This is a genomic window from Nocardia jejuensis NBRC 103114 (genome assembly GCF_001613145.1).
Classification (GTDB): Bacteria; Actinomycetota; Actinomycetes; order Mycobacteriales; family Mycobacteriaceae; genus Nocardia; species Nocardia jejuensis.
Genome location: NZ_BDBU01000075.1, coordinates 1 through 26,553 on the forward strand (window position 1 = coordinate 1; position 26,553 = coordinate 26,553).

At 68.3% G+C, this 26,553-nt stretch carries 22 protein-coding genes; 14 read left to right on the forward strand and 8 right to left on the reverse strand.

All coding sequences use genetic code 11. The features are described from left to right. Positions 1-98: 98 nt before the first annotated feature. The 3 genes from purB (at position 99) to NJ1_RS36660 (ending at position 3,224) form a co-directional block, all read left to right on the forward strand. The gene (gene purB, locus NJ1_RS36650) at positions 99-1,520 is read left to right on the forward strand and encodes an adenylosuccinate lyase (protein WP_067704596.1); all 1,422 of its coding nucleotides are present in this window, start codon (positions 99-101) and stop codon (positions 1,518-1,520) included. A 177-nt stretch (positions 1,521-1,697) separates the two neighbouring features. Further along, on the forward strand, positions 1,698-2,135 hold the full coding sequence (locus tag NJ1_RS36655) for an HIT family protein (protein WP_067704598.1): 438 nt from the start codon (positions 1,698-1,700) through the stop codon (positions 2,133-2,135). Positions 2,136-2,264: 129 nt separating this feature from the next. Then, a complete protein-coding gene (locus NJ1_RS36660; RefSeq protein ID WP_067704600.1) occupies positions 2,265-3,224 on the forward strand; it encodes an alpha/beta hydrolase in 960 nt (319 codons plus the stop codon). A 37-nt stretch (positions 3,225-3,261) separates the two neighbouring features. On the opposite strand, the gene NJ1_RS36665 is transcribed toward NJ1_RS36660, so the two are convergent. Next, a complete protein-coding gene (locus NJ1_RS36665; protein ID WP_084479234.1) occupies positions 3,262-3,477 on the reverse strand; it encodes a DUF397 domain-containing protein in 216 nt (71 codons plus the stop codon). Positions 3,478-3,857: 380 nt separating this feature from the next. Further along, a complete protein-coding gene (locus NJ1_RS36670) occupies positions 3,858-4,910 on the reverse strand; it encodes a DUF2330 domain-containing protein (protein ID WP_067704603.1) in 1,053 nt (350 codons plus the stop codon). Positions 4,911-5,009: 99 nt separating this feature from the next. Between NJ1_RS36670 and NJ1_RS36675 the strand changes: the two genes are divergently transcribed. Beyond that, the gene (locus NJ1_RS36675) at positions 5,010-7,226 is read left to right on the forward strand and encodes a S9 family peptidase (RefSeq protein ID WP_067704628.1); all 2,217 of its coding nucleotides are present in this window, start codon (positions 5,010-5,012) and stop codon (positions 7,224-7,226) included. A gap of 128 nt (positions 7,227-7,354) precedes the next feature. Here the strand turns inward: NJ1_RS36675 and gad are convergent, their stop codons facing one another. Continuing rightward, positions 7,355-8,761, reverse strand: coding sequence for a glutamate decarboxylase (gad, locus tag NJ1_RS36680; protein WP_245717745.1), 1,407 nt, complete (start codon positions 8,759-8,761; stop codon positions 7,355-7,357). 252 nt (positions 8,762-9,013) lie between these two features. On the opposite strand from gad, the gene NJ1_RS36685 reads away from it, so the two are divergent. Continuing rightward, positions 9,014-10,411: a dipeptidase gene (locus tag NJ1_RS36685; RefSeq protein WP_084479236.1), complete on the forward strand. Its 1,398-nt coding sequence runs from the start codon at positions 9,014-9,016 to the stop codon at positions 10,409-10,411. 131 nt (positions 10,412-10,542) lie between these two features. On the opposite strand, the gene NJ1_RS36690 is transcribed toward NJ1_RS36685, so the two are convergent. Then, positions 10,543-11,187: an MBL fold metallo-hydrolase gene (locus NJ1_RS36690; protein WP_067704636.1), complete on the reverse strand. Its 645-nt coding sequence runs from the start codon at positions 11,185-11,187 to the stop codon at positions 10,543-10,545. A 199-nt stretch (positions 11,188-11,386) separates the two neighbouring features. Here NJ1_RS36690 and purS point away from each other — a divergent pair, with 199 nt between their 5' ends. Further along, complete coding sequence (purS, locus tag NJ1_RS36695; RefSeq protein ID WP_067704605.1) at positions 11,387-11,620, forward strand: phosphoribosylformylglycinamidine synthase subunit PurS; 234 nt, start codon at positions 11,387-11,389, stop codon at positions 11,618-11,620. Next, positions 11,617-12,294: a phosphoribosylformylglycinamidine synthase subunit PurQ gene (gene purQ, locus NJ1_RS36700; RefSeq protein WP_067704607.1), complete on the forward strand. Its 678-nt coding sequence runs from the start codon at positions 11,617-11,619 to the stop codon at positions 12,292-12,294. Before purS ends, purQ begins: the two co-directional genes overlap by 4 nt. Before the next feature lie 64 nt (positions 12,295-12,358). On the opposite strand, the gene NJ1_RS36705 is transcribed toward purQ, so the two are convergent. Further along, positions 12,359-13,444 carry a substrate-binding domain-containing protein gene (locus NJ1_RS36705; RefSeq protein WP_067704609.1) on the reverse strand — a complete coding sequence of 362 codons (1,086 nt, stop codon included), beginning with the start codon at positions 13,442-13,444 and terminating at the stop codon, positions 12,359-12,361. A gap of 44 nt (positions 13,445-13,488) precedes the next feature. Between NJ1_RS36705 and NJ1_RS36710 the strand changes: the two genes are divergently transcribed. Together NJ1_RS36710 and NJ1_RS36715 are read left to right on the forward strand one after the other, a co-directional pair. Next, positions 13,489-13,947: a MarR family transcriptional regulator gene (locus NJ1_RS36710; protein ID WP_067704610.1), complete on the forward strand. Its 459-nt coding sequence runs from the start codon at positions 13,489-13,491 to the stop codon at positions 13,945-13,947. A 56-nt stretch (positions 13,948-14,003) separates the two neighbouring features. Further along, entirely contained in the window at positions 14,004-15,323 is a 1,320-nt protein-coding gene (locus tag NJ1_RS36715) for a M18 family aminopeptidase (RefSeq protein WP_084479237.1), read from the forward strand. Between the two features lie 104 nt (positions 15,324-15,427). On the opposite strand, the gene NJ1_RS36720 is transcribed toward NJ1_RS36715, so the two are convergent. After that, complete coding sequence (locus NJ1_RS36720) at positions 15,428-16,780, reverse strand: glycosyltransferase 87 family protein (RefSeq protein WP_245717746.1); 1,353 nt, start codon at positions 16,778-16,780, stop codon at positions 15,428-15,430. A 185-nt stretch (positions 16,781-16,965) separates the two neighbouring features. Here NJ1_RS36720 and purL point away from each other — a divergent pair, with 185 nt between their 5' ends. After that, positions 16,966-19,254 (forward strand): phosphoribosylformylglycinamidine synthase subunit PurL, encoded by a 2,289-nt coding sequence (purL, locus tag NJ1_RS36725; protein WP_067704616.1) that lies wholly within the window; start codon positions 16,966-16,968, stop codon positions 19,252-19,254. 172 nt (positions 19,255-19,426) lie between these two features. Here purL and NJ1_RS36730 read toward each other — a convergent pair whose 3' ends face one another. Continuing rightward, on the reverse strand, positions 19,427-19,717 hold the full coding sequence (locus NJ1_RS36730) for a YiaA/YiaB family inner membrane protein (protein ID WP_067704618.1): 291 nt from the start codon (positions 19,715-19,717) through the stop codon (positions 19,427-19,429). Positions 19,718-19,931: 214 nt separating this feature from the next. On the opposite strand from NJ1_RS36730, the gene NJ1_RS36735 reads away from it, so the two are divergent. The 3 genes from NJ1_RS36735 to NJ1_RS36745 all read left to right on the forward strand — a co-directional run bounded on the left by NJ1_RS36735 (position 19,932) and on the right by NJ1_RS36745 (position 23,260). Further along, positions 19,932-21,722, forward strand: coding sequence for an alpha/beta hydrolase (locus NJ1_RS36735; protein WP_339381299.1), 1,791 nt, complete (start codon positions 19,932-19,934; stop codon positions 21,720-21,722). A gap of 203 nt (positions 21,723-21,925) precedes the next feature. Next, positions 21,926-22,690: a CPBP family intramembrane glutamic endopeptidase gene (locus tag NJ1_RS36740; RefSeq protein WP_245717747.1), complete on the forward strand. Its 765-nt coding sequence runs from the start codon at positions 21,926-21,928 to the stop codon at positions 22,688-22,690. 186 nt (positions 22,691-22,876) lie between these two features. Then, positions 22,877-23,260: a sterol carrier family protein gene (locus tag NJ1_RS36745; RefSeq protein ID WP_067704620.1), complete on the forward strand. Its 384-nt coding sequence runs from the start codon at positions 22,877-22,879 to the stop codon at positions 23,258-23,260. A 101-nt stretch (positions 23,261-23,361) separates the two neighbouring features. Here the strand turns inward: NJ1_RS36745 and NJ1_RS36750 are convergent, their stop codons facing one another. Continuing rightward, positions 23,362-24,693, reverse strand: a complete 1,332-nt coding sequence (locus NJ1_RS36750) for a YhgE/Pip domain-containing protein (RefSeq protein WP_281202417.1) — start codon at positions 24,691-24,693, stop codon at positions 23,362-23,364. Positions 24,694-24,805: 112 nt separating this feature from the next. Here NJ1_RS36750 and purF point away from each other — a divergent pair, with 112 nt between their 5' ends. After that, the gene (gene purF, locus NJ1_RS36755) at positions 24,806-26,359 is read left to right on the forward strand and encodes an amidophosphoribosyltransferase (protein ID WP_245717748.1); all 1,554 of its coding nucleotides are present in this window, start codon (positions 24,806-24,808) and stop codon (positions 26,357-26,359) included. The last annotated feature ends 194 nt before the right edge of the window (positions 26,360-26,553 follow it).

A 26,553-nucleotide genomic window follows, 5' to 3' on the forward strand; every position in this document is an offset into this window, starting at 1 on the left:
CGAAGCGGAGGAGCGGAGGGAGGGAAGAAGCGAGCTAGCAGGGCCACGAACCCGCCGCAGCGAAGCGGAGGCAAACCTGCACAGTAAACTGGTGTTCCGTGAGCCTTGTCCCGAACGTCCTCGCCACCCGTTATGCCAGCCCCGAGTTGGTGCGGCTGTGGTCGCCCGAGAACAAGATCGTGCTCGAGCGGCGGCTGTGGCTGGAGGTGCTGCGTGCTCAGGCCGACCTGGGTGTCGAGGTGCCGGCCGGGGTCGTCGAGGATTACGAGCGGGTCGTCGATCAGGTCGATCTGGCCTCCATCGCCGAGCGCGAGCGGGTCACCCGCCATGACGTGAAGGCGCGCATCGAGGAGTTCAACGCGCTCGCCGGGCACGAGCACGTGCACAAGGGCATGACCTCCCGCGACCTCACCGAGAACGTGGAGCAGCTGCAGATCCGGCTCTCGCTGGCGCACGTGTACGACCACGGTGTCGCCGTCGCCGCCGCGCTGGCCGCCCGCGCCGCCGAGTACCAGACCCTGGTGATGGCCGGCCGCTCGCACAACGTCGCCGCGCAGGCCACCACCCTCGGCAAGCGATTCGCTTCCGCCGCAGACGAATTGCTGATCGCGCTGACCCGCCTGCGGGAGCTGCTGGATCGCTACCCGCTGCGCGGCATCAAGGGCCCGATGGGCACCGCCCAGGACATGCTGGACCTGCTCGACGGCGACGAGGCCAAGCTGGCTCAGCTGGAGCAGAAGGTCGCGCATCACCTCGGCTTCGCGAACGTGCTGACCAGCGTCGGCCAGATCTACCCGCGCTCGCTCGATCACGACGTGCTTTCCACCCTGGTGCAGGTCGGCGCGGGCCCGTCCTCGTTCGCGCACACGATTCGCCTGATGGCCGGGCACGAGCTGGTCACCGAGGGCTTCCAGCCCGGCCAGGTCGGCTCCTCGGCCATGCCGCACAAGATGAACACCCGCTCGTGTGAGCGCGTGAACGGCCTGCAGGTGGTGCTGCGCGGCTACGCGTCCATGGCCGCCGAACTGGCCGGCGCGCAGTGGAACGAGGGCGACGTGTTCTGCTCGGTGGTGCGCCGCGTCGCGCTGCCGGACGCCTTCTTCGCCATCGACGGCATGATGGAGACCTTCCTGACCGTGCTGGCCGAATTCGGCGCGTACCCGGCCGTGGTCGATCGCGAGCTCAACCGCTACCTGCCGTTCCTGGCCACCACCCGCATCCTGATGGCCGCCGTGCGCGCCGGTGTCGGTCGCGAGACCGCGCACGAGGTCATCAAGGAGCACGCGGTCGCGGTGGCGCTGGCCATGCGTGAGCAGGGCCGTGAGCCCGATCTGCTGGACCGCCTGGCCGCCGACGACCGGATGCCGATCGACCGCGCGGGCCTGGATACGGCTCTCGCGGACCGCGCCGCGTTCATCGGCGCGGCCGAGGCGCAGACCCGCGACGTGATCGCCCAGGTCGAGAAGCTGGTGGACGCCAACCCGGAGGCGGCCCGCTACACCCCGTCCCCGATTCTGTAGGGAAACGGCTTCTTTCGGCCCCGGCTCGATGAACCGAGCTGGGGCCGAGCGCTTTTCATGACCAGAGGCAGCCGCCGTGGACGGCGCGCGTCCACCGGTGTCGCCGCGCCGGTCCGTGTGCTCGATCCGGATCGGGTTCCGCACAGGGCCTCTCACGCGAGCCTCTAGGCTGCGGGCATGAACCCGTACACGATTTTCGCCGATATCGTCGCAGGTCGAGCCCCTGCCAGCAAGGTCTACGAGGATGAGGACGTGCTGGCGTTCATGGACATCCGCCCGGTGACGCCGGGTCATCTGCTGGTGATCCCGAAGGTGCAGGCCCGGAGCCTCGCGGAATTGGATCCGGCCTTGGGCGGCAAGCTCTTTCAGGTCGGCCAGCGATTGGCGGCCGCGTTGCGGGAGTCCGAGGTGGGCTGCGACGGCGTGAACTTCTTTCTGGCCGACGGCGTGACCGCGGGTCAGGAGGTGTTCCATGTGCACCTGCACGTGATCCCGCGCACTCCCGGGGACGGCTTCGGGTTGCGTGCGCGGGCCACCACCCCGCCCCGCGCGGACCTGGATTACCTGGCCGGATCGATCCGGGGAGCGGCCGCGCGGACCACTGGCGCGTCATAGCCGATCGGTATTAGCATAACCTCGCCGTGTGGTTTGCCAGCGACACGCCAGAAATGGAATCTACCTCGCGCCGGTCGCCACTCGAGTTACGTTGAAATGCGATCGTGGTGGGCTGATGGAGGTGGGTGCATGCGTAGACGAACCGTTGCCGCGGCGATTCTTGCGATTGCCGCTGGTTTGCTGAATCCGGTCCTCATGACTCCGGCACCGGCGAGCGCCGCGGAAATCGTGCGGGTCGACGACCTGAACGCCACCCGCACGGCCCTGTTCATCGACTCGCCGGCCATGGGCCGCACGATCCAGGTGCAGGTCCTGCATCCGGCCGGCGGCGGCTCCCGCCCCACCTACTATCTGCTCGACGGCCTCGATCCGGGCGCGACGCAGAGCACCTGGACCAACGCCACCGACGCCGAACCCTTCTTCCAGGGCCGCAATGTCAACGTGGTGATGCCGATGGGCGGCCAGGCCAGCTACTACACCGACTGGGCCTCGGACGACCCGCGATTCGGCCGGTACCGGTGGGAAACCTTTCTCACGCAGGAACTTCCGCCCATCGTGGACTCCTACTTCGACGGCAACGGAGTGAACGCCATCGGCGGCCTGTCGATGGGCGGCATCGCGGCGTTCGTGCTCGCGGTGCGGCATCCGGGCATGTATCGCGCGGTCGCCGGCTACAGCGCCTGCCCCGATACGAACATCGCGCAGGGCGCCATGTTGTTCTCCATCGCGAACCGCGGCGGCAACCCGTTCAATATGTGGGGTGCGGCGGGCAGTCCCGCCTGGAACGAGCACAATCCGGCCGTGCTCACCGAGGCGCTGCGCGGCAAGACCATCTACCTCTCGACCGGCACCGGCATCCCCGGTCCGCACGAGCTGGAGATCAAGCCGCAGCTGCCGGAGAACATCTTCTTCGGCGGGCCGATCGAACTCGGCGTGGACGCCTGCGTCACGGTGTTCGAGAATCGGCTGCGCGAACTGAACATTCCGGCGCGGGTGGAGCACAGCGCGGTGGGCACGCATTCGTGGTCCTACTGGCAGGACACCCTGCACAACTCCTGGCCGACCATCGGCGGCGCGATCGGCGCCTAGCCGGATCCGATCGCGCTCGACCCGATCGTGGGGGTGCTCAGGCCCCCGGGCGGTTGAACTCGCCGTCCTTGGCGCCCGCCACGAAGGCCTTCCATTCACCGGGCGTGAAGATCAGCACCGGCCCCTCCGGATTGCGGGAATCCCGCAGGCCGACATTGCCACTGGCCAGGAATGCGATCTCGACGCCGTCGGTGCTGTCGTCACCGCGCCGCCACTCTGCGCCGGATTCGATCTCGCGGTTCTTCGCTTCCACTTTCGGGCTCCCCTGTGCGATTACTGCGGGTACTGGACGGTGATGTGGATCGCACACATGATGCCAGGGTTTGTACGGGGACCGGATCGGTTATTCCATTCTGAGTCAGCGGAAAGGAGGTTCGTGGTGCGCACGCCATGGTCTCAGCAGCGAGCAGCTCCCGTCTCCGATAGCTGTGGAGTCGTTCCGGAGCGGTTCACCCCGGAATTGGCCGACAGCATCCTGCGGATTCATCGGAGCTGTCCCACCGATCAGTGCCGTCGCCGCAAGGCAGCGGTCTTCTATCTCTACGATCACCGGCAGGATTCGGTTCCGGCCCGCAGGCGGAGCCACTAACCCGAGCCACCAACCCGAACCACCAACTCGGGCCCACTCACTCGTCATCTCCTCCGCGCACGGCGGATCAGCCACACCACGACGAGAACCACGACGAACAGCAGGATCAGCAGCGCGAGGACCGCGAGGACCACTCCGGCGTCGCTGCCCAACACGTGCACGGTCTCGGTCCGATGGACCACCTCGCGGTACGGGGTGTCGTCCGGTGCGTCCGCGAACCCGAAATCGTGGGTGATCCGCTCGGGTCGCGGGATCACCACCCGCATCTCGGTCAGATAGTCGTGCCCGTCGGCGCTCAGCCGCGCCAGTTCGGGGTCGGTCGGATCGCTCACGCGCCCGGCGAAGCTCACCGCCACGGTCTGCGTTGCGCTGTCCGCATCATTGCGCTCGATGCGATGTGGGCCAAGCACGTAGAGATGCACCGTCTGCACCTGCGTGGCCGCGCTGGACATGCGCATCGGGTACACCGGCCGATCGGCGGCGAAGGTGAGGCGCACCGGATCGAGCTCGCCGGTCAGCGGCTTGTCGCCGGTCAGCCGCATAGCCACGAAGGCCCACTTGTCGTCGAGATACGGCTGCAGGGTGGCGATCACCTCGGGGCGCATCACGTAGCCGTTCTCCTGCAGCCACTGCCGCACGCCGCTCAGGTCACCGCCGGTCAGGGTGGTCGCCTCCAGCGGGCCGAGATCGACGCGGCCGAGCACGGTCGGTCCGCCCGGTGCCCCGGCGGTGTCCGCGCCGCCGAATCCGCCGCCGAGTTCCCAGTTCTTGTCCACGACGATCGACGGCGCGGTGAGCCGGGTGAGTTCGGTGAAGGTGTCGCGACTGCCCGCGCTCACCGTCGCGGGGGCGGGCGTGGGTACGATCAGAGCCGCCTTGTCGCCGCCGCTCTGCAGCCCGAGCCGCATGACGATCGTCTCCTGCGTCCCGTCCCAGCCGATCAGCGCGGTCTCGTCGGCCACGTGCGCGCCGACCCCGCCCGGTGTGGCCACCCCGCCGCACGCGCACGCGAAAGCCGGTGCGGCGAGCCCGATCACGCCCGTGCCCAGTACCAGGGCGGCCACCGCGAGCAGGCGCGTCGTCATCCGCAACAACATGCGCCGAGCGTATCGACGTGCCCGGACCGCCGCTCGTCGATCGCGGATTGCGGCTGGGTCGGCGACATGGTCACCGGCTCCACTACTAACGTGGACGCCATGCCTTTGGACAGTGGTAGCGCGACATCGATTTCCGGCGCGGTGGTGACGGCGCCGATAGCCAAGCGGGTGCCGACCGAGCGAGTGCACCACGGCGACGTCTTCATCGACGAGTACGAGTGGCTGCGGGACAAGGAGAATCCCGAAGTCATCGCCCATCTGGAGGCCGAGAACGCCTATACCGACGCGCAGCTGGAAAAGTTGCAACCGCTGCGCGAGAAGATCTACGACGAGATCAAGGGCCGCACCCAGGAGACCGACCTGTCGCTGCCCACCCGCATGGGCGACTACTGGTACTACTCGCGCAGCTTCGAGGGCAAGCAGCACGGCGTGCACTGCCGCTGCCCGATCGCCGACGCGGACGATTGGGACCCGCCGCGCTTCGAGGTCGACACCGAGATTCCCGGCGAGCAGGTGCTGCTGGATTCCAACGAGCTGGCCGAGGGGCACGACTTCTTCTCCCTCGGCGCGTTCTCGGTGAGCCATGCGGGCGATCTGCTCGCCTACTCGGTCGACACCGTCGGCGACGAGCGCTACGTGCTGCGATTCAAGAACCTGGAGACCGGCGAGCTGCTGCCGGACGAGATCACCGGGGCGGCCTCGGGCGCGACCTGGTCACTCGACGGTTCGACCGTGTTCTATCAGACGGTCGACGAGTCGTGGCGGCCCGACACTGTGTGGCGGCATCGCCTCGGCACCGATCGGGACGCCGATGTGCAGGTGTTCCACGAGCCGGACGAGAGCTACTGGGTCAGCATCGGCGCGACCCGCTCGGAGAAGTTCCTGATCATCTGGGTCGGATCCAAGATCACCACCGAGGCCTGGATCCTGGAGTCCGACGATCCCGAGGGCGAGTTCCGGGTGCTGCTGCCGCGCCGTGACGGCGTCGAGTACTCGGCCGAGCACGCCGTGATCGGCGGCGAGGACAAGCTCCTCATTCTGCACAACGACGTGGTGGACGGGGTGAAGGCGGTCAACTTCGTCCTCGCCGAGGCCCCGCTGAGTGATCCCGCGAACCAGACCGTCCTGATCGCGCACCGCGACGATGTGCGGCTCGAGGATGTGGACGCCTTCTCGGACAAGCTGGTGGTCAGCTACCGGCGCGAGGCGCTGCCGCGATTCGCGGTGTGGCCGTTGACCTCCGAGGGCTACGGCGAGCTCGAGGAGATCGACTTCGAGCTGGAGCTGTTCTCCGCCGGACTGGGCGGCAACCCGGAATGGGTGACGCCGACCCTGCGGATCGGGGTCACCTCGTTCGTGACGCCGACCCAGATCTTCGACTACTTCCCCGAGACCGGCGAGCGCGTGCTGCGCAAGGAGCAGGTCGTGCTCGGCGGCTACAACGCCGATGACTACGAGCAGCACCGGGATTGGGCCGTGGCCGCCGACGGCACCAAGATCCCGATCTCGATCGTGGTCCGCAAGGACGGCGGAATCGGAGCTGTGAACGGCGGTTTCGCCGAGGGCTCCGCGCTGCCCGATGGGCCCTCCGCAGCACCGAAACCGCTGCTCCTGTACGGATACGGCTCCTACGAGGCCAGCATCGACCCCGGCTTCTCGGTGGCGCGCCTGTCGCTGCTGGATCGCGGCGCGGTGTTCGCGGTCGCTCACGTGCGCGGCGGCGGCGAGATGGGCCGGCTCTGGTACGAGCACGGCAAGACGCTCACCAAGAAGAACACCTTCACCGACTTCGTCTCCTGCGCACGGCATCTGATCGATACCGGCGTCACCGCGCCGGACCGCATGATCGCCGACGGCGGCAGTGCGGGCGGCCTGCTGGTGGGCGCGGTCGCCAACCTCGCTCCGGAGTTGTTCGCGGGTGTGCTGGCGAACGTGCCGTTCGTGGATCCGCTGACCTCCATCCTGGACCCGTCGCTGCCGCTGACGGTCATCGAATGGGACGAGTGGGGAAACCCGTTGGCGGACAAGGACGTCTACGACTACATGAAGTCGTACTCGCCGTACGAGAACATCGAGGCCAAGGACTACCCGGCCATCCTGGCCATCACCAGCCTCAACGACACCCGCGTGCTCTACACCGAGCCCGCCAAGTGGGTGGCCAAACTGCGTGCGACCAAGACCGGTCATTCGCAGCTGATGCTGAAGACCGAGATGAGCGCCGGGCACGGCGGCGTCAGCGGTCGCTACGAGAAGTGGAAGGAAGTCGCCTTCGAGTTCGCCTGGGTGCTGGACACCGTCGGCCTCGCCGATCGGTGACCCACCGGAGCCGATGAACGGACGAACGGGGCGCCGCGGTGGAATCCACCGCGGCGCCCCGCCGGCTTATCCGGATGCTCGTCCGGCGGCGGAGTACCCCGCCGTCGCGGCATCGGACCGGTGCGCGGTCAGATGGATGGCTTGGGCGCGACCCGCTTACCGGCACGGCGGGGGGTGGCGTTGTGGTTGAAGCCGCCCGCCTCCTGCGCGGTCAGCGGCGTGGTCTGCGGATGCTTCGAGAGCTGATCGATGCCGCGCACGATATCGGCGAGCAGCAGGTCGATCATGTCGACGGTGAAGCCGTGCCGCACCAGCGCCCGCATGATCGTCTCGTCCTCGCGGTCCGCGGGCAGCGGGTAGGCGGCGATCAGCCAGCCTCGGGTGCGCAGCCGATCGGACAGCTCGTAGAGATTGAATCCGGCGTCCTGGTTCAGTCGCCACGACACCGCGCCGATGCCGTGCCGCGGATCCGCCGCGTGGATCATCTCGAACATGCCGAGCTTGTCCAGTCCTCGGGCCAAATGCTGTGCGACACGGTAGATCTGAGTCTGCACATGCCCGTATCCGGCGCGGCCGAGCCGGATGAAATCGTAGTACTGGGTGATGACCTGGCCACCGGGCCGGGAGAAGTTCAGATTGAAGGTGGCCATATTGCCGCCGAGGTAGTCGACGTCGAAGATGAGTTCCTCGGGCAGATCGGCGGCCTCGCGCCAGATCGCCCAGCCCACGCCGAGCGGGGCCAGTCCGGTCTTGTGGCCTGAGGCGTTGATCGACTTCACCCGGGGCAGGCGAAAATCCCACACCACATCCGGTGCGCAGAAGGGGGCCAGGAATCCGCCGCTGGCCGCGTCGACGTGGATGGGGATGTCCAGTCCGGTCCCGCTCTGAAGCTCGTCCAGGGCCTTGCTGATTCCGGCCACGTCCTCGTACAGCCCGGTGAAGGTCTGGCCGAAGGTGGGCACCACCATGATGGTGTTCTCGTCGCAGTAGGCGGCCACATCCTCGGGATGCATGGTGAGCCGGTCCCCGCGCAGTGGGATCTGGCGGATCTCGACGTCGAAATAGCGAGCGAACTTCTCCCAGCAGACCTGCACCGGCCCGCACACGAAATTGGGAACGCCCGTGCCGCCTCGGGCCCGCCAGCGGAACTTGGCGGCCAGCCCGCCGAGCATGGCGGCCTCGCTCGAGCCGGTGGTCGAGGTGCCGCGGGTGCGCGCGGGATCGGGTGAATTCCACAGGTCCGCGACCATGCGCACGCAGCGCTTCTCCAGTTCGGCGGTCTGCGGGTATTCGTCCTTGTCGACGATGTTCTTGTCCAGTGATTCGGCCATCAGCCGGCGGGCCTGGTCCTCGATCCAGGTGGTGCAGAAGGTCGCCAGGTTCATGCGGGATACGCCGTCGAGCATCAATTCGTCGTGCACGACCTCGTAGGCGACCTGGGGGAACATTCCGGTTTCCGGGAAATCCCCTTTCGGTGCGCTGCGCCGCAGGCCGGGCATGGCGAACAAATCGTCGGACGCGGGATTCTCGGGCACTGCTGCCTCCCTGGCTCGCTCTCGTAGCACGGGTGTGCGGTATCGCCACCGAGAGCGTATCGCCGTTGCCGATCGCGGCCGGTACCTGTGATGCCGCGGACCTGCGACGCGACCGGTGAATCGATAGTGCGGCGGGCTCGCCGTGCGAGAGTGGGATCGGTGGCGACAGGTCCGGGAATCGAGCCGGACACCGGATACCGAAGCTGGTAAGGAGATCCGAACCGGTTACAGGCCAAAGGAACAGGAGAGACGATGACCGAAAATGCCGGGGCGAGAATCGATTCCCGTATCAATTCCCGCATCGATGCGCTGCGTGATGCCGTGAGAGATCTGATGCCGCGCGCGAAAAGCGATCTGACCGAACTGGTCTCGTACAAGTCCGTGTACGACGAGCGGCAATTCCCGATCGAGGAATGCCACCGGGCCGCCCACTGGGTGGCCGACGCCTGCGCCGCCGAGGGGCTCGCCGACGTCGGCCTGCATCCGACGGCCGACGGCTCGCTCGCCGTCGTGGCCACCCGTCCCGGTCCGCCGGACGCCCCGCACGTGCTGCTCTACTGCCACTACGACGTGCAGCCGCCGCTCGGCGAAGACGCCTGGCGCACGCCGGTCTGGGAGCTGACCGAGCGCGACGGGCGCTGGTACGGGCGTGGCGCGGCGGACTGCAAGGGCAATATCGTCATGCACCTGACCGCGCTGCGCGCCCTGCGCAAGCTCGGCGGGGACGATTATCCGGTCGGCATCACCCTGGTCGCGGAGGGCTCTGAGGAGCAGGGCACCGGCGGCCTGGAGGACTTCGTTCCCAGGAATGCCGACCTGCTGCGCGCCGACGCCATCCTGATCGGGGACTGCGGTAATTTCGCCGTCGGCGTCCCGACCTTCACCGAGACCCTGCGCGGCAACGTCAATGTGGTGGTGAGGATCGAAACCCTTTCCGGTGAAATGCATTCGGGCATGTTCGGCGGCGCCGCGCCGGACGCGCTGGCGGCCCTCATCCAGCTGCTCGCCACCCTGCGCGACGCGGAGGGCAACACCACCGTGGCCGGACTGGCCAACGATCAGACCTGGGACGGTGTGCAGTATCCGGAGGCGCAATTCCGTTCGGACGCAGGCGTATTGGACGGCGTGCGACTGACCGGCTCCGGCACCGTCGCGGACATGCTGTGGGCGCGACCGGCGCTGACCGTCCTGGGGATCGACGCACCCGGGGTCGTCGGTTCCGCCGCCGCCGTCCAGCCGCGCGCCGCCGCCCGGCTGAACCTGCGCATCCCGCCCGGCATCGATCCCCAGCGGGCGCGCAAATCCCTGACCGCCCACCTGGAATCGCACGTCCCCTTCGGTGCCAGGATCACCGTGGAGACGGAGGCCACCGGCGCGCCCTTCCGTTCCCCGGCGGGCGGTCCCGCCCGCACCGCCATGGAGGCCGCCTTCGCCGCCTCGTACGGTCGCGAGGCGACCACCATGGGTCAGGGCGGCTCGATTCCGCTCTGCACGGTCTTCGCCGACACCTATCCCCGGGCGGAGATCCTGTTGATGGGTGTGGAAGAACCCACCTGCCTCATCCACGCCCCCAACGAGAGCGTCGATCCCACCGAAATCGAGCACATGGCCCTGGCCGAAGCGCTCTTCCTGGCCACGTACACCAGGTAGCCCGGCGCCTCCGACCGGCCGGAGGCGCCTCGACGGTGCGATCGAGGTGCTGGATTCCCTTGCGGCTCAACCGACTCCGGCTGCGGCCCAACCGATTCCGGCCCTGCCCCGGATTCGGCGCGTCGTGCCGCTCAGAATTCGGCGTGGTCCTCGGCCTGGATCACCGTGAATTCGGTATTGGCCGGAACCATTTCGTTGAGCCGGCCGAAATAGATGCCCTGGGCCTCGGGGGCGATGATGCCGTAGTGGATGGGGAAGGCTGTGGATGGATTGACCGCCCGCAGATAGTCGACCGTCTCGCTGATCCGCATCCACGGGGCGACGGCGGGGAGCGCGAGCACGCCGACCGGGGTCGGCGGGACCCAGAGCGAATCGCCGGGGTGGACGAACGCGGCCGGATTCTCCGAAGTGCCGAGCTGGAAGACGGTGTTGTCGATGACCGGGATCTCCGGATGGATGACCGCATGGCGCCCGCCGCCGCCGGTGATCTGCACGTCACCGACCTTCAGCACGTTCCCGGCGTACACGGGCTCCCACGGCTCGCCGCGCTGCTGCGCCGTCTGCGGGTCCGACAGCAGCCGGGCCTGCGGATTCGCCTCGATCAGCGCCTCGATGCGGTTGGGGCAGATGTGGTCGGGATGCTGGTGCGTGACGGCGATGGCGTCCAGCCCCGTGATGCCCTCGAACCCGTGCGAGAAATTACCGGGATCGAAAAGGATGCGGGAGCCGTTCATCTCCACGAGCAGGCATGAATGTCCGAAGTGGGCTATACGCATACGGCCACGGTAGTCCTGCGCGAGGAGGCCGGGTGTGGCGTGCGCCACGCGGCGGCCGCTCGGCGTCGCGACCGTCGTGACCCGGCGGCGTGCCCGCCGGGCTCGCCAACTACCCTGAGCAGCGAACCCCCCGCTCGGTCGCGTGCGCGAGAACGCGCGTCGTCGCCCGGGCGCCGCCCCACCAGCTGAGGAGCAACGCGTGGCACGTGTCGTGGTCGAGGTGATGCCGAAGGCCGAAATCCTGGATCCCCAGGGGCAGGCCATCATCGGTGCGCTGGGGCGCCTGGGTCACCCGGGAATCTCGGATGTGCGGCAGGGCAAGCGATTCGAACTCGATGTGGACGACGCGGTGAGCGACGCCGAACTCGAGCAGATCGCCGAACAGCTCCTGGCCAACACCGTCATCGAGGAGTGGAAGGTCGTCCGGCTGTGAGCGCTCGCATCGGAGTCATCACTTTTCCGGGCACGCTCGACGACGTCGACGCGGCCCGTGCGGTGCGACTGGCCGGTGCCGAGCCGGTCAGCCTGTGGCATGCCGACGCCGATCTGAAGTCCGTGGACGCGGTCGTCGTGCCCGGCGGTTTCTCCTACGGCGACTACCTGCGTGCGGGCGCCATCGCCTCGATGGCCCCGGTCATGGGTGAGGTCGTGCGCGCGGCCGGTACCGGAATGCCGGTGCTCGGCATCTGCAACGGCTTCCAGATCCTGTGCGAGGCGGGTCTGCTGCCCGGTGCGCTCACCCGCAACGAGGGCCTGCACTTCGTCTGCCGCGATCAGTGGCTGACCGTGGAGAACGCCACCACGGCGTGGACCTCCCGCTACGAGCCCGGCGCGCAGATCCTGATTCCGGTCAAGAACGCCGAGGGCCGGTTCCAGGCCTCGGACGCGGTGCTCGACGAGCTGGAGGGTGAGGGCCGCGTGGTCTTCCGCTACTCCGGCGAGAACCCGAACGGTTCGCAGCGCGATATCGCGGGCATCTCCTCGGCGGACGGCCGCATCGTCGGTCTGATGCCGCACCCCGAGCACGCCACCGAGCCGCTCACCGGTCCGAGCGACGACGGCCTGGGCATGATCCTGTCCGTGCTGGACGCACTCGTCTCCGCCTGAGACTCAACTCTCGCAACCCGCTCTCGTTCCGCACTGCCGAGCCGGAGGCTTCGAAGCCTCCGGCTCAGCAGATGCGATCGAGAATGTCGAACTCGATGCCCTCGGCCCGCGCGATGTACGCCGGGCGCACCACCTGATTTCCGTCGAAACCTATTTCCCCGGAAGGTGTTTCGAGGATCGCGCTATCGGTGACGGCCGCGCGCACACTGCGAACATCCAGTGAGCCCGCGGCCTTCGCCATTGCGCGCAGCGTATGCACGGCCTCGTATTCGGTATTGCTGAAGTTGGTGAGCGCGGGCGCGAATCCGCCGTGCATCCGGCGATAGCGGGCCAGCCTTTCCCGCCCTTCGCGGCCATTGACGAAGAAGCTCGACGGCACGTACAGGTTTCGGTTGGCGGTGCGTCCCGCACTGAGCAATACATTGTCATCGACAGCGGGACTTACCCGGAGTTGCCGTTCATCCCGCCCGATACGGGCGAATTGTCGGTTGAATCGGGCGACATCCGCGCCCACCAGCAGCACGATGACGCCATCCACCCGATCCAGAATCGGATCGGCGAGGAAATCGTCGAAATCGCGAGTTCCCATGGGCACGAACCGTTCCAGCGGTACCGTCCGTTCCCGCGAACCCGCCCGATCGGCCAATGCGGCCCGCACCAGCCGGGCCGTGCGCCGCGGCCACACGTAGTCGTTGCCGATGATCGCCCAGCGCCGCGCGCCCAGCTCACGGCCCAGCCAGCGCAGGGCGGGCAGGATCTGCCGGGTCGGGTCGGAACCCACCATGAACAGTCCCGGGGCCGAATCGTCCGGACCCTCGTTATCGGTGGCGAACAGGTACGGCACCCGGTCCGCGGTCACCCGCGCCACCGCCCGGCGAACCGCGGAGGTGTGCCAGCCGGTGACGGCGTGCACCATTCCGGTGGCCAGCAGGGCCGACACTTCCCGCGCGACATCGTCGGGTTCGCGGCCGCCGTCGATGTGGGTGACGCGCAATTCCCGTCCGAGAATTCCTGTCCCCGTGTTGATTTCTTCCATTGCCAGGGAAATTGCGGCCTCGCAGGAGGGCGCGAAGATACCCCCGGGTCCCTGCTGCGGGACTATGTTCAGGATCTCGATACAGTTTTCGGGATTCCCGCCGAACGGGGTCATCGGTTACCCTTCCCCTCGTTCAGTGGATTTGACGGGCGGGAATTATGGCGACAATTCTAGGTGGCATTTCCACCCTGCACGGTGTGCTGCGGGCAGCGGAGCGGAGTTGGCTTCGTCACCTGGAGGCCGCACTGTGCGCCAGGCGGCTCACCGCCGATCAGTGGTGCATGCTGTCGAATTTGTCGCCGGAACTGGGCATCACCATGAGCGAGCTGGCCGTGCGCGCGCAGCTGCCGCCCTCCTCCGCCACCCGGCACGCCGATCACCTGGCCGAACGCGGTCTCATCTTCCGGATCGCCGCGGCCGACGACCGCCGCCGCATCCTGATCGGCCTGAGCCGGCGCGGAGCCGAGCTGGTCGAGGAGGTGCGAGTCGAGGAGGAACGCGCCGAGGCCGAGCTACGCGGCCGCCTCGGCGGCGACGACTATCTGGAACTGCTGCGCCTGCTCGAACGGGTCGCCCTCGAGCCCGTCGCGGACGGACGCGTTTCCGTCCCGGACTGACCGAACCGGCGGCCTGATCAGCTGGAACTGAACCGTGAATGCTTAGGATTGCGCTCATGCCAGTTTCCGAGACCACCGCGACCGCTGCCGGACTCTGTGAATTCATCGATGCCTCCCCGTCGCCGTTCCACGTCTGTCGCACGGTGGCAGCGGAACTCGACGATCACGGCTTCACCAGACTCGCCGAATCCGCGCCCTGGCCCTCCAACAGCGCGGGCCGCTACTACGTGGTGCGCGGCGGATCCCTGGTGGCCTGGGCCGACGGCGGACCGGCGGCCCCCAGCGGGTTCCGCACCGGGCAGGCGACGCCGTTCCGCGTGGTCGGCGCGCATACCGACAGCCCCAACCTGCGGGTGAAGCAGCATCCCGATACCGCGGTGGCCGGCTGGCAGATGGTCGGACTCGAGCCCTACGGCGGGGCGTGGCTGAACTCCTGGCTCGACCGCGATCTCGGCATCTCCGGCCGAATCTCGCTGCGCGACGGAAATGTGGTGCGGGAGCGGCTGATTCGCATCGACGAGCCGATCCTTCGGGTGCCGCAGCTGGCCATCCACCTGTCCGAGGACCGGCGCGGGGTCACCCTGGATCCGCAACGCCACGTGAACGCGGTGTGGGGGATCGGCGGCGAGGCGCGCTCGTTCATGGCGTTCATCGCCGAACGCTCCGGGCTCGAGGCCGACGCGATCCTCGGCTGGGAGCTCATGACCCATGATCTGGTGCCGTCCAAGCTGATCGGCCGCGACCTCGATCTGGTCAGCGCGCCCCGCCTGGACAACCAGGGCACCTGCTACGCGGGACTGCGCGCCTTCCTCGCCGCTCTGGCCGAACCCGGCGTCGCGGTGCCGGTGCTGGCCATGTTCGACCACGAGGAGGTCGGCAGCCAATCCGATCGCGGCGCGCAATCCGGACTGCTGCCCACCGTCCTCGAGCGCATCGTGCTGACCCGGGGCGGCGGTCGCGCCGAATACCTGGCAGCCCTCGCCGGAAGTGTCTGCGCCTCCGGCGATATGGCGCACGCGACCCACCCCAACTACCCCGACCGCCATGAGCCCATGCACCGCATCGAGGTCAACGGGGGACCGGTGCTGAAGGTCAACCAGAACCTTCGCTACGCCACCGACGCCCACGGGGCGGGCGCGTTCGCGCTGGCGTGCGCGCAGGCGGATGTCCCGCTGCAGCGGTACGTCCATCGCGCGGACCTGCCCTGCGGCTCCACCATCGGCCCGATGACCGCCGCCCGCACCGGCATTCCCACCGTCGATGTGGGCGCGGCCCAGCTGGCCATGCACTCCGCGCGCGAAATGATGGGCGCCGCCGATGTTCCCGCGTACGCGGCGGCGCTGGCGGCCTTCCTCACCCCCGACGCCGCCCGCTAGGCGGTATCGCGCACGTCTCGTCCGGAGCGCTCGGTCCCGGACGACCAAGGCCGCCTGCGCGATCGCGCAGGCGGCCTTCGGTATTCGTGTGTGGTGCGGGGGAGTCAGACGGCCTGGGCCTCGGTCTTCCGCTCGGCCGGAGTGGGGTGGTAGGTGAGGACCGCGATCACGAAGATGGCGAAGGTGAACAGCACGTAGCTGCTGCCGATGATCTGCTGCCACCAGGACCAGGTGAGCTCGCGGTCGCCGTCGTGCGGGAAGAGCCACTGCGGGCCGATGGCGAACATGACCACCGCCAGGGCCACCGTTCCCAGGAACAGCGGACTGCGGCGGCCGCGCGCGACGGCATCGGCGGCGACGACCAGCGCGGGGGCGATCCACACCCAGTGGTGCGACCAGGACACCGGCGAAATCAGCAGCACCACACCGGCGTTCACCATCAGGGCGGCGACCGTCGCGCCCGCGGTGAACAGGCGCTTCATCCAGATGGCGGCCAGCGCGATGGCCACGACGGACAGCCCGACCCACAGCAGCGAGGCCACCGAATCCGAGACGCCCAGACGGAAGGCGAAGCCCTTGATCGATTGATTGCCCGCGTACCAGGGCGGTCCGATGCGGCCGGTGTCGGACAGCGTGTGGAACCAGTACTGCGGCGAATCCTTCGGGAAGATCGCCCAGCCCACCACGACCGCACCGGCCGTCGCTAGCACCATGGTGAAGGCGGGACGCGGAATCGCCTTGCACAGCACGGCGATCGCGGCCGCCGCACCGCGCACGGAGAACGGCGTGCACGCCGCGCGAGCGCGCTGCCATGCGGCCTTCCAGTCCTGCTGCAACAGGAAATACAGGAGATAGCCCGCGGGAGTGAGCTTCACCGCCACCGCGATGCCGATCAGCATGCCGCGGGGCCAGAAAGGCTTGCGCACCAGGCAATCCAGCGCGATGACGGCCATCAGCACGAGGTTGATCTGTCCGAAGCCGTAGGTCTGGCGGATCGGCTCCAGCAACTGCAGCACCGCCACCGCGCCGATCACGATCGCCAGTCGCGTCGCGCGATCCATGGTGGGGCGGATTCGATCCAGCACCAGCCACAGGGTCACCGCGAGCGAGGCGATCGACACGGCCAGCACGGCCCATTCGGCCACGGCCAGCGGCATCAGGGCCAGCGGGGCGAAGAACAGCGCGGCCAGCGGGGGATAGGTGAAGGGCAGACCCAGTCCGAACACCGGCGGCATCGGGCCGTAGAGATCCTTGCCGTCCAGCCACGCCCGCGAACCGTTGCGATAGACCTGAAGATCGATGTATCCGTGCCAGAACTTGGCGTAGTGGCTGACCACCGCCGACACCGCGAAAAGCGCCACCGCGATCAACAGCAACCGAATCTGCTGCCTGCTGCGCCGCCCTGTCGTGGTCACGGGCTTCTCCTCCGGATCCGCGACCCCGGCTCGATCGTTCACCGCAACAGCGTAGCGGGGGCGGCCGGGGATCTTACGGACGGCTATAGGTGTGGGCTGGTGCACAAGCAGCAGGTGGGCGTAGGGGCGGAATGGGTGGCAATTAGACTCGGCGGCGTATCTCGCCGATATCCAGCATGCCGGTTCTCGGTTCTGACCTGCCCGGCCGAAAGGACTCTGGTATTCCCGTGACCAGCCACGTCGATACCGTCAGCAACGCCGCGGCCACTTCGGACCAAGCGCAGCCCTACAAGGAGCTCGGCCTCAAGGACGACGAGTACGCCCGCATCAAGGAGATTCTCGGCCGGCGGCCGACGGATGCCGAGCTGGCGATGTACTCGGTGATGTGGTCCGAGCACTGCTCGTACAAGTCCTCGAAGGTGCATCTGCGCTACTTCGGCGAGACCACGACCGAGGAGATGCGCAAGTCCATGCTCGCCGGCATCGGTGAGAACGCGGGCGTGGTGGACATCGGCGACGGCTGGGCGGTCACCTTCAAGGTGGAATCGCACAACCACCCCTCCTACGTGGAGCCGTATCAGGGCGCGGCCACCGGCGTCGGCGGCATCGTGCGCGACATCATGGCGATGGGCGCTCGGCCGATCGCGGTGATGGATCAGCTGCGCTTCGGCGCGGTCGAGCATCCGGACACCCGGCGCGTGGTCGACGGTGTGGTGCGCGGCGTCGGCGGCTACGGCAACTCGCTCGGCCTGCCGAATGTCGGCGGCGAGACCGTGTTCGACGCCTCGTACCAGGGCAATCCGCTGGTGAACGCGCTGTGCGCGGGCGTCATGCGCGTGGAGGACCTGCACCTGGCGTTCGCGTCGGGCAAGGGCAACAAGATCATTCTGTTCGGCGCGCGGACCGGACTCGACGGCATCGGCGGCGTGTCCGTGCTGGCCTCGGATACCTTCTCCGGCGACGAATCCGGCTCCGGCCGCAAGAAGCTGCCCGCCGTGCAGGTCGGCGACCCGTTCACCGAGAAGGTGCTCATCGAGTGTTGTCTCGACCTGTACCGGGCCGGACTCGTCGTCGGCATCCAGGACCTCGGCGGCGCCGGACTCTCCTGCGCCACTTCGGAACTGGCCGCTGCCGGTGACGGCGGCATGCACATCGACCTGGAGCAGGTCCCGCTGCGCGCGGCCAACATGACCCCCGCCGAGATCCTGTCGAGCGAATCGCAGGAGCGCATGTGCGCGGTCGTCACCCCCGAGAACGTGGACGCCTTCATGGCCGTCTGCAAGAAGTGGGACACCCTCGCCACCGTCATCGGTGAGGTCACCGACGGCGAGCACCTCGTGATCACCTGGCACGGCGAGACCGTCGTGGACGTGCCGCCGCGCACCGTCGCCCATCAGGGCCCGGTGTACGAGCGCCCGATCGAGCGGCCCGCCGATCAGGACGCGCTCATCGCCGACTCCACCAAGGCGCTGAACCGCCCGAAGACCGGTGACGAACTGCTCGCCACCCTGCTGAAGATGATCGCCAGCCCGCAGCTGTGCTCGCGCCGCTGGATCACCGAGCAGTACGACCGCTACGTGCGCGGCAACACCGTGCTGGCCGAGAACGCCGACGCCGGTGTCATCCGCATCGACGAGGAGACCGGCCGGGGCATCGCGCTGGCCACCGACGCCTCGGGCCGCTACACGAAGCTGGACCCGTACGCCGGTGCGCAGCTCGCGCTGGCCGAGGCCTTCCGCAATGTCGCCACCACCGGTGCGACCCCGACCGCGGTGTCCAACTGCCTGAACTTCGGCTCGCCGGAGGACCCGGGCGTCATGTGGCAGTTCCAGCAGGCCGTGCGCGGTCTCGCGGACGGCTGTGTGGCGCTGGGCATTCCGGTCACCGGCGGCAATGTGTCGTTCTACAACCAGACCGGCCAGACCGCGATCCTGCCGACCCCGGTGGTGGCCGTGCTCGGCGTCATCGACGACGTGCACCGCCGCATCCCCACCGGCCTGGGCCTCGAGCCCGGCGAGACCCTGATCCTGCTCGGCGACACCCATGACGAGCTGGACGGCTCGATCTGGTCGCAGGTCGAGCACGATCACCTGGGCGGCGTGCCGCCCAAGGTGGACTTCGCGCGCGAGCAGCTGCTGCAGGAGATCCTGCTGGCCGGATCGCGCGACGGCATGATCAGCGCCGCACACGATCTGTCCGAGGGCGGCCTCGTCCAGACCGTCGTGGAGGCCGCGCTGGCCGGTGAAACCGGTTGCCGCATCCTGCTTCCCGAGGGCGCGGACCCGTTCGTCACCCTGTTCTCCGAATCCGCCGGACGCGTGCTGGTCGCCGTGCCGCGCTCGGAGGAAACCCGCTTCACCAAGATGTGCTCCGCGCGTCAGCTGCCGTGGGTGCGTATCGGTGTGGTGGATCAGGGCTCGGATTCGCTCGAGGTCCAGGGACAGTTCACCGTCCCGCTGGCCGAACTGCGCACCGCGCACGAGGGCACCCTGCCCGCCCTGTTCGGGGCACACTGACCCGCCCTCCGGGCTTTCAGCGCGCACGGCTCGGAGCCGTCACCGGCCGTGTACGCGTGGTGCGGCCGTTCACGAATTCCACTCCGGGGGTACCCGGGAGTTACCCGGATCTCGCGAGATCAGTGGTCACGTCGAGTGACCACTGATCTGGTGTGCCGATCTCGTGCGGTGATCAGGACACGACCTTGAACGGATCGTGTTCCGCCATCAGCTTTTCCATTCGCGCCTCGTCGATGCGGCTGGTGACCTTGGCGGTCTCGTGCTGGTCGCGGATGACCTTCGCCAGGGTGAAGCAGCTGCTCACCAGGAAAAGCATGGTCATGACCAGAAATCCGCGCTGCCACACATCCAGCGGCAGGTAGATGATGCCGATGATGGTGGCGGAGAAACTGATTCCGAACGCGATGGTCGCCTGGGCCAGAAAAGCCGTGGTGCCCTTGGTCTGTGCGCTGGGATTGCTCATGGGAGAAGTCTGTCGCGGGCGGTGTGCACCGGACCGGGTACAACTACTCGAGCGCACCGGGTAGTACCCGTCGGGCGGCCCCGGGTAGTACCCGTCGAGCGGCCCCGGTAGTACCCGTGCGCGCAGCGATGCCGGCCGCGGACACGCCGCCGGGATGGTGCCACTCACATCCCCGGATCCCCAGAATTCGTTAGCGCGAGTCCATACTTGACGGGTGCTGGACCCCGCCGTCGCCCTGACGCGGCTGCGCACGCTCCGTGAGAGAACGGCGCGGCGCTGTGCCGTGCTGTTCCGTCGTGGCTGGGGCCGCCGGGTCGCGGATGCGGCGCAGCGGGTCGAGAAGATCATCGATCTCAACCACACCGGCCTGGTGGTGGCGACGGTGTTCTTCGCCTGGTCGGTGACGCCGTCGCTGGTGCCGCGCGACTGGCTGTTCCAGGGATTGATCTCCGGGATCAACGCCGCGCTGGGCTACGGCGTCGGCTGCGTGCTGCAGTGGTTGTTCCGCAGGTGGATTCGGCCCAAGATCACGATCGCCACCCCGCCCGGGTGGGCGCGCTACACCGTCAAGGTGATCGTGGTGCTCGGCTGCGCGCTGGCCGCCGCCTACATGCTGGTGCTCTCGGCCGACTGGCAGCGCGAGATCTACAGCCTCATGGGCATGGAGGGCACCACCCGCGCCGCCTATCTGCGCACGGGGGGACTCAGTTTCGCGGTCGGCGCTCTGGTGGTCGCGACCTATCGGACGCTGCGAGAGTTGGTGCGGTTCATCGGCCGTCAGCTCAGCCGCTGGGTGCGGGTGCCGCCCGCGTTCGCGCCCGCCGCCGGCGTGCTGGTGCTCACCGTTCTGATCATCACGCTGTTCAACGGTGTGGCGACCAGAGCCTTCTTCGCGGTCGCCAACTCGGCGTTCAGCGTGCGCAACGATCAGATGAGCGATTTCGCGGTGCGGCCGAGCAAGCCCGAACGCTCGGGAAGCCCGGCGTCGCTGGCGAAATGGGAGACGCTCGGGTTCGAGGGCCGGTGGTTCGTCTCGCACGGACCCGACCCGATGCTGATCAGCGCCGTCACCGGAAAGCCCGCGCGCGAACCGATCCGGGTGTACGTGGGCCTGCAGTCCGCGAGCGCGGAGGTCACCGAGGAAGATCTCGCGGTCGCGGAACTCGAACGGACCGGAGCCTTCGATCGCAAGGTGCTGGTCATCGTCACCACCACCGGAACCGGCTGGGTGAACTCGCTCAGCACCGCCGCGCTGGAATACATGTACGGCGGCGACACCGCGATCGTCGCCTCGCAGTACTCGTATCTGCCGAGCGTGCTGTCCTTCCTCGCGGACCGGCAGAAGGTCGCGGTCGCCGGGAAGAAGATGTTCGACGCCGTCTACGCACGATGGTCGCAGCGGCCCGAGAACGCACGGCCGAAGCTGCTCGTCTACGGCGAGAGCCTGGGTTCGCAGGGCTCGGAGTCGGCGTTCACCGGGCTGGCCGATGTGCGGTCCAAGGTGGACGGGGCGCTGTGGGTAGGGCCGCCCGACTCCAATCGCCTGTGGGAGCAGTTCGTGTCGCGCCGCGACCCCGGCACCCGCGAGGTGGAACCCGTCTACGCCGACGGTCTGGTGGTGCGATTCGCCGCCACCGCACCGGATCTCGACAAACCGTCCCCGGACTGGCGCCGCCCCCGCATCGTCTATCTGCAGCACGCCTCGGACCCCATCGTGTGGTGGTCGCCGGATCTGATCTTCTCCCAACCGGATTGGCTCTCCGAGCAACGCGGTTCCGACGTCTCCACCCAGATGCGCTGGTGGCCGTTCGTGACCTTCTGGCAGGTGGCCGCCGACCTCACCAATGCCCAGGGCGTCAGCGACGGTCACGGTCACCGCTACGGCACCCTCGTGCTGGACGGCTGGGCGGCCATCGCCGAACCGCCGGACTGGACACCGGAATTGCGCGAGCGCATCCGCACCCAGGTGGAATTGGCCGAGGACTTCGAGCGGACGGTCAAATAGGTGCCCGCCCCTCGACGGTCCCTCGATGCCGAACTCCGCGGCCGTGCGGCTCGACTCGTCGTGGATCGGTGTGCCGATGCCGGGTTCGCCGGAACCACCTGTCGGACGGGTGAGGCCGCAAGCGCCCGGTGGGCGACTGCGACTGCGGTCACCGTGGCGTCGGGCGCGCCGAGCACCTCACCGCCGTGCCGGGGGACGTGACGGTGGCACGTCGGCGCGGCAGCGCGGCGGTTGGCAGTGCGGCGGTTGGCAGTGCGGCGGTTGGCAGCGCGGCGGTTGGCAGCGCGGCAGGAAGCATCGAAACCGTTGCCGCGCTGGTGCTTCCGCTGCTGTGGGCCAATCGGGTGCTGCCGAGCCTGGGTCTGGGCATTCGTGGCCGATCCAGCGCCAACCTGGTGTTCGCCACCGCCTACGCGATGGCTTTCCGAGGTCGGCCGAACTGGGTCTCGTGGCGCGGTCTGCGCGCCGGATCCGCGGCCGCCGCGCTGGTGCTGGCCGGTTTCGGTGCGGCCCTTGCCATTCCGCCGGTGCGCCGCCACTTCGCCGCACTCGCCGATCGAAGTCCCGAGGTCACCTCGGCCGAATGGATCGCCCTGCACATCCCGGTGGGCACGGTCCTGAGCGAGGAACTCCTCTACCGAGCCACTCTCGACCCCCTCCTCGACGACACTTTCGGTTCCCGCGCCGAGTGGCTCGGAGCGTTCACCTTCGGCCTGGCCCACATCGGGCCCGCCCGCTCGGCCGGAGATCCCGTGCCCGCGACGGTCGCGGTGACAGCGGTGGCGGGACTCGTGTTCGGTCGCCTCCGCCGTCATACCGGCAGCGCGACCGCTCCGGCCCTGCTGCATCTCGCCCTCAATGCCGGCGGCGCCCTCACTCCCGTCCTGGCCCGCCTGCTCACTCGCGAAACGCGTTCTCTCCCCGCGGACGACGTACGGATCGAGGTCGGGGCGCCGGGCGATTCGTGAGCGGCGCCGACCGGTTCGAACCCGGCCGGGGTGCCGCGGACTCGGGTGGCGGCGGGAACATCGCGCCGGTCCGGTGAAAAGCGCCCGTGCCACCGGCGAATCCACGTGGTGTCCTCACCCGTGACCGCCGGGATCGCAGCCGGCCGGGGCGTCACCGGTGTCGGTGGACGGCGGTAGATTCGAGGCGTGGCGCGAGGAACAGTGGATCCGGGGGAAGTGCGGGCCGCGGTGGCGGCGGTGGGGGAGTGGTTGCGGGACGAGAGCGTTCAGGCACCCGCGCGAGCGGAGCTGGCGGCGGCGGTGCGGGGAACGGCGCGGGCGCTGGCGGCGGACGCACCCGGCGGGTCGGTGGAGGTGCGGGTGCCGCCGTTCGTGGCGGTGCAGTGCATCGAGGGGCCCCGGCACACCCGGGGGACACCGCCCAATGTGGTGGAGACCGACGCGCGGACCTGGCTGCTACTGGCCACCGGACTGCTGGTATTCGACGAGGCGGTCGACTCGGCCCGGCTCACGGCGTCGGGGAGCCGCGCGGGTGAGATCGCCCGATGGCTACCCCTCGCGCAACTCTGAAGCGGTGCACTGGTTTCCGTGTCCGGCAGATTTCCGTGCCCGACAGATTTCTGTGCCCGACAGAACTGCCCGCCGCGAACTCTCACGGCGGGCAGTGCGATTCAGGACGCGGGCTGGGCGTTGACGGGCTTGCGCTCCAGTCCCTTGTGGTCGTAGAAGCGAGTGATGGCCAGGCCGAAGATCAGGCCGACGGTCAAGCCGAGCACGGCCATCCAGATGCCGTGGCTCAGACCGGCCTGGGCGCTGCCGTCGAAATAGAGGATGGCGCGGGTGCCGAGGAACACCTGGTGCATGGGCTCGAACATGGCCAGCCAGCCGAAGTACTCGGGGGTGGCCTCGATCGGAACGGTGCCGCCGGAGGACGGCAGGCCCAGGATGATGAAGATGATCAGGTTGATGATCAGGCCCGCTGTACCCACCGCGGCCAGGACCGAGGTGCAGGTGAAGCCGACGGCCATGATCACCAGCACGCCGTAGAGGAAAAGCAGCAGCGGCCGGTCGATCGGCATGCCCAACGCCGAGCCGATGCCGAGCAGCGCCGCCGACACCGTGATCGCCGTGACCGTCACGGCCGACCATTTGATCAGCAGCGTCTTGGTACGGGAGATCGGGGCGCGCGGGAAATGCAGGTACCAGGGACCCCATTCGGTCGGCAGGAAGCCGAGGGACGAATCGATCAGCTGATGGATGATCATCGCCCCGACCATGCCGACCAGCAGGAGCAGCAGACTGTAGAAGAAGGCGGTGAGCCCCTCACCCGATCCGCCCGGCAGCGGCCGGAACTGCTCGGTCACGATGTCCAGCGGTTCGGCGAGCGCGACCTTGGTGGCGGCGGTCAGCTCGGGCGCGGGCGGTCCACCCGGCGGCGACGCGAGCTGAGACTTGACCTGATCGGTGAGTTGCTGCCCGACTTGGGCATTCACCTGAGTGAGAGCTTGCTCACCGAACTTCTGCAGGATCGCGGTGGCGAACGCCCCGGTGCGCGGATTGGTCTGCAGGGTCAGGGTCGGACGGGAGATGTCGCCGGGCACCACACTGCCCACGCCGAGAATGCCGAGCCGCTTGGAGAAGTCGCTCGGAATGATGATGGTGCCGTAGACCTGCGCGTTCTGCATCTGCAGCTGTGCCTCGTTGATACCGAGCACCCGCAGATCGATCTTGTCCGAGGGCACCGCCCGCTGCAGTCCCTCGGCGACCTGCTTGCCGAAATCGACGTGCTTGGGCTGCTCGGCCGTACCGAGATCGTCGCCCACATCCTGATTGACCAGCGCGATCGGGAAATCGTGCAGATTCTTCTCGGGATCGACGACGTAGTCGAGGTACATCACTCCGAGCAGCGAGGCGAGCAGCGTGACCACGATGATTGGGAACACCCATTTGATCGGGGTGAGATGCCGACGGGGAGGGTCCTGCACGCTGTCCGGGGTCGCCACGTCCGAACGCTAACAGCAAACCGCCTGCCACCCGGGTTATCCCGGCGGTGGGTCTCGATCGGATTAACGTAGTATGGCCAGTGCCCCCCGCCCGCCTATCAGGGAGCAAACGGTGAATCTGCCCCCCACCACCGACACCCCCGACCAGGTCGAGAACGAACCGCGCGAAGAGTGCGGCGTCTTCGGTGTCTGGGCTCCGGGCGAAGATGTGGCCAAGCTCACGTACTACGGTCTGTACGCGTTGCAGCACCGCGGCCAGGAGGCGGCCGGCATCGCCGTCGCCGACGGTTCGCAGGTATTGGTCTTCAAGGATCTCGGCCTGGTGAGTCAGGTCTTCGACGAACAGACCCTCGCGGCCATGCCCGGTCACGTGGCGATCGGCCACTGTCGCTACTCCACTACCGGTTCCGTCACCTGGGAGAACGCTCAGCCGATCTTCCGCACCACCGCCGTCGGAACCGGACTGGCGTTGGGGCACAACGGAAATCTCGTCAATACCGCCGAATTGGGCGCGCGGGCAAGGGAACTCGGACTGGTCTCCGGCCGGCTCGCCGGTTCCATGGCCGCCACCTCCGATTCGGATGTGATCACCGCGCTACTGGCTCACGCGGCCGCCGACAAGAGCATCGAGCAGGCCGCGATGGAGCTGCTGCCGACGCTGCGCGGCGCCTTCTGCCTGACCTTCATGGACGAGCACACGCTGTACGCGGCGCGTGATCCGCACGGTGTGCGCCCGCTCTGCCTGGGTCGCCTCGACCGCGGCTGGGTGGTCGCCAGCGAAACCGCGGCACTCGATATCGTCGGCGCCTCCTTCGTGCGCGAGATCGAACCGGGCGAACTGCTGGCGATCGACGCCGACGGTGTGCGTTCCATGCGATTCGCGAACCCCACCCCCAAGGGTTGCGTCTTCGAATTCGTGTACCTGGCGCGCCCGGACAGCACCATCTCCGGCCGCTCCGTGCACGCCACCCGCGTCGACATCGGTCGCCGCCTGGCCGTCGAGCATCCGGTCGAGGCCGACCTGGTCATCCCGGTGCCGGAATCGGGCACCCCGGCGGCCGTCGGCTACGCACAGGGTTCGGGCGTGCCGTACGGCCAGGGTCTGATGAAGAACGCCTACGTGGGCCGCACCTTCATCCAGCCCAGCCAGACCATCCGCCAGCTCGGAATCCGGTTGAAGCTCAACCCGTTGCGCGAAGTCATCCGCGGCAAGCGGCTGATCGTGGTGGACGACTCCATCGTGCGCGGCAACACCCAGCGCGCCCTGATCCGCATGCTGCGGGAGGCCGGCGCCCTGGAGATCCACGTGCGGATCGCCTCGCCGCCGGTCAAGTGGCCCTGCTTCTACGGCATCGACTTCGCCTCCCCGGCGGAGCTGATCGCCAACGGCGTGGGCGGCAGCGGCACCGTCGAGGAAATGGTCGACGGGGTGCGGCGCTCCATCGGCGCGGACAGCCTCGGCTACATCTCCATCGACAGCATGATCGCCGCCACCGAACAGCCGAGCTCGCGCCTGTGCTGCGCGTGCTTCGACGGCACCTACCCGATCGCGCTGCCCGGCGAGGCGGCCATCGGCAAGAACGTGCTCGAGGGCATGCTCACCGGCAGCACCGAGACCGAGCTGCTGGCCGACAACGCGAATGCGAGCGCGCTGAGCCGCCCGTAGGGACTCTGTCGTACGCACCCTGTGCCCCGTCCGCCGAGAGCGGCCGGGGCACAGGGCTTTTCGGGGTTGATTCGCCGTCGTCGCCGGGGCGGTCCGTGTGCTGGGCGAGCCGTATCGCGGCCGACCCGGTCGGCATTCGGCGATCCGGGCGCACCGCGCTGTGCACGGCGACGCGGGCGCGGGCGCGCCGGGAG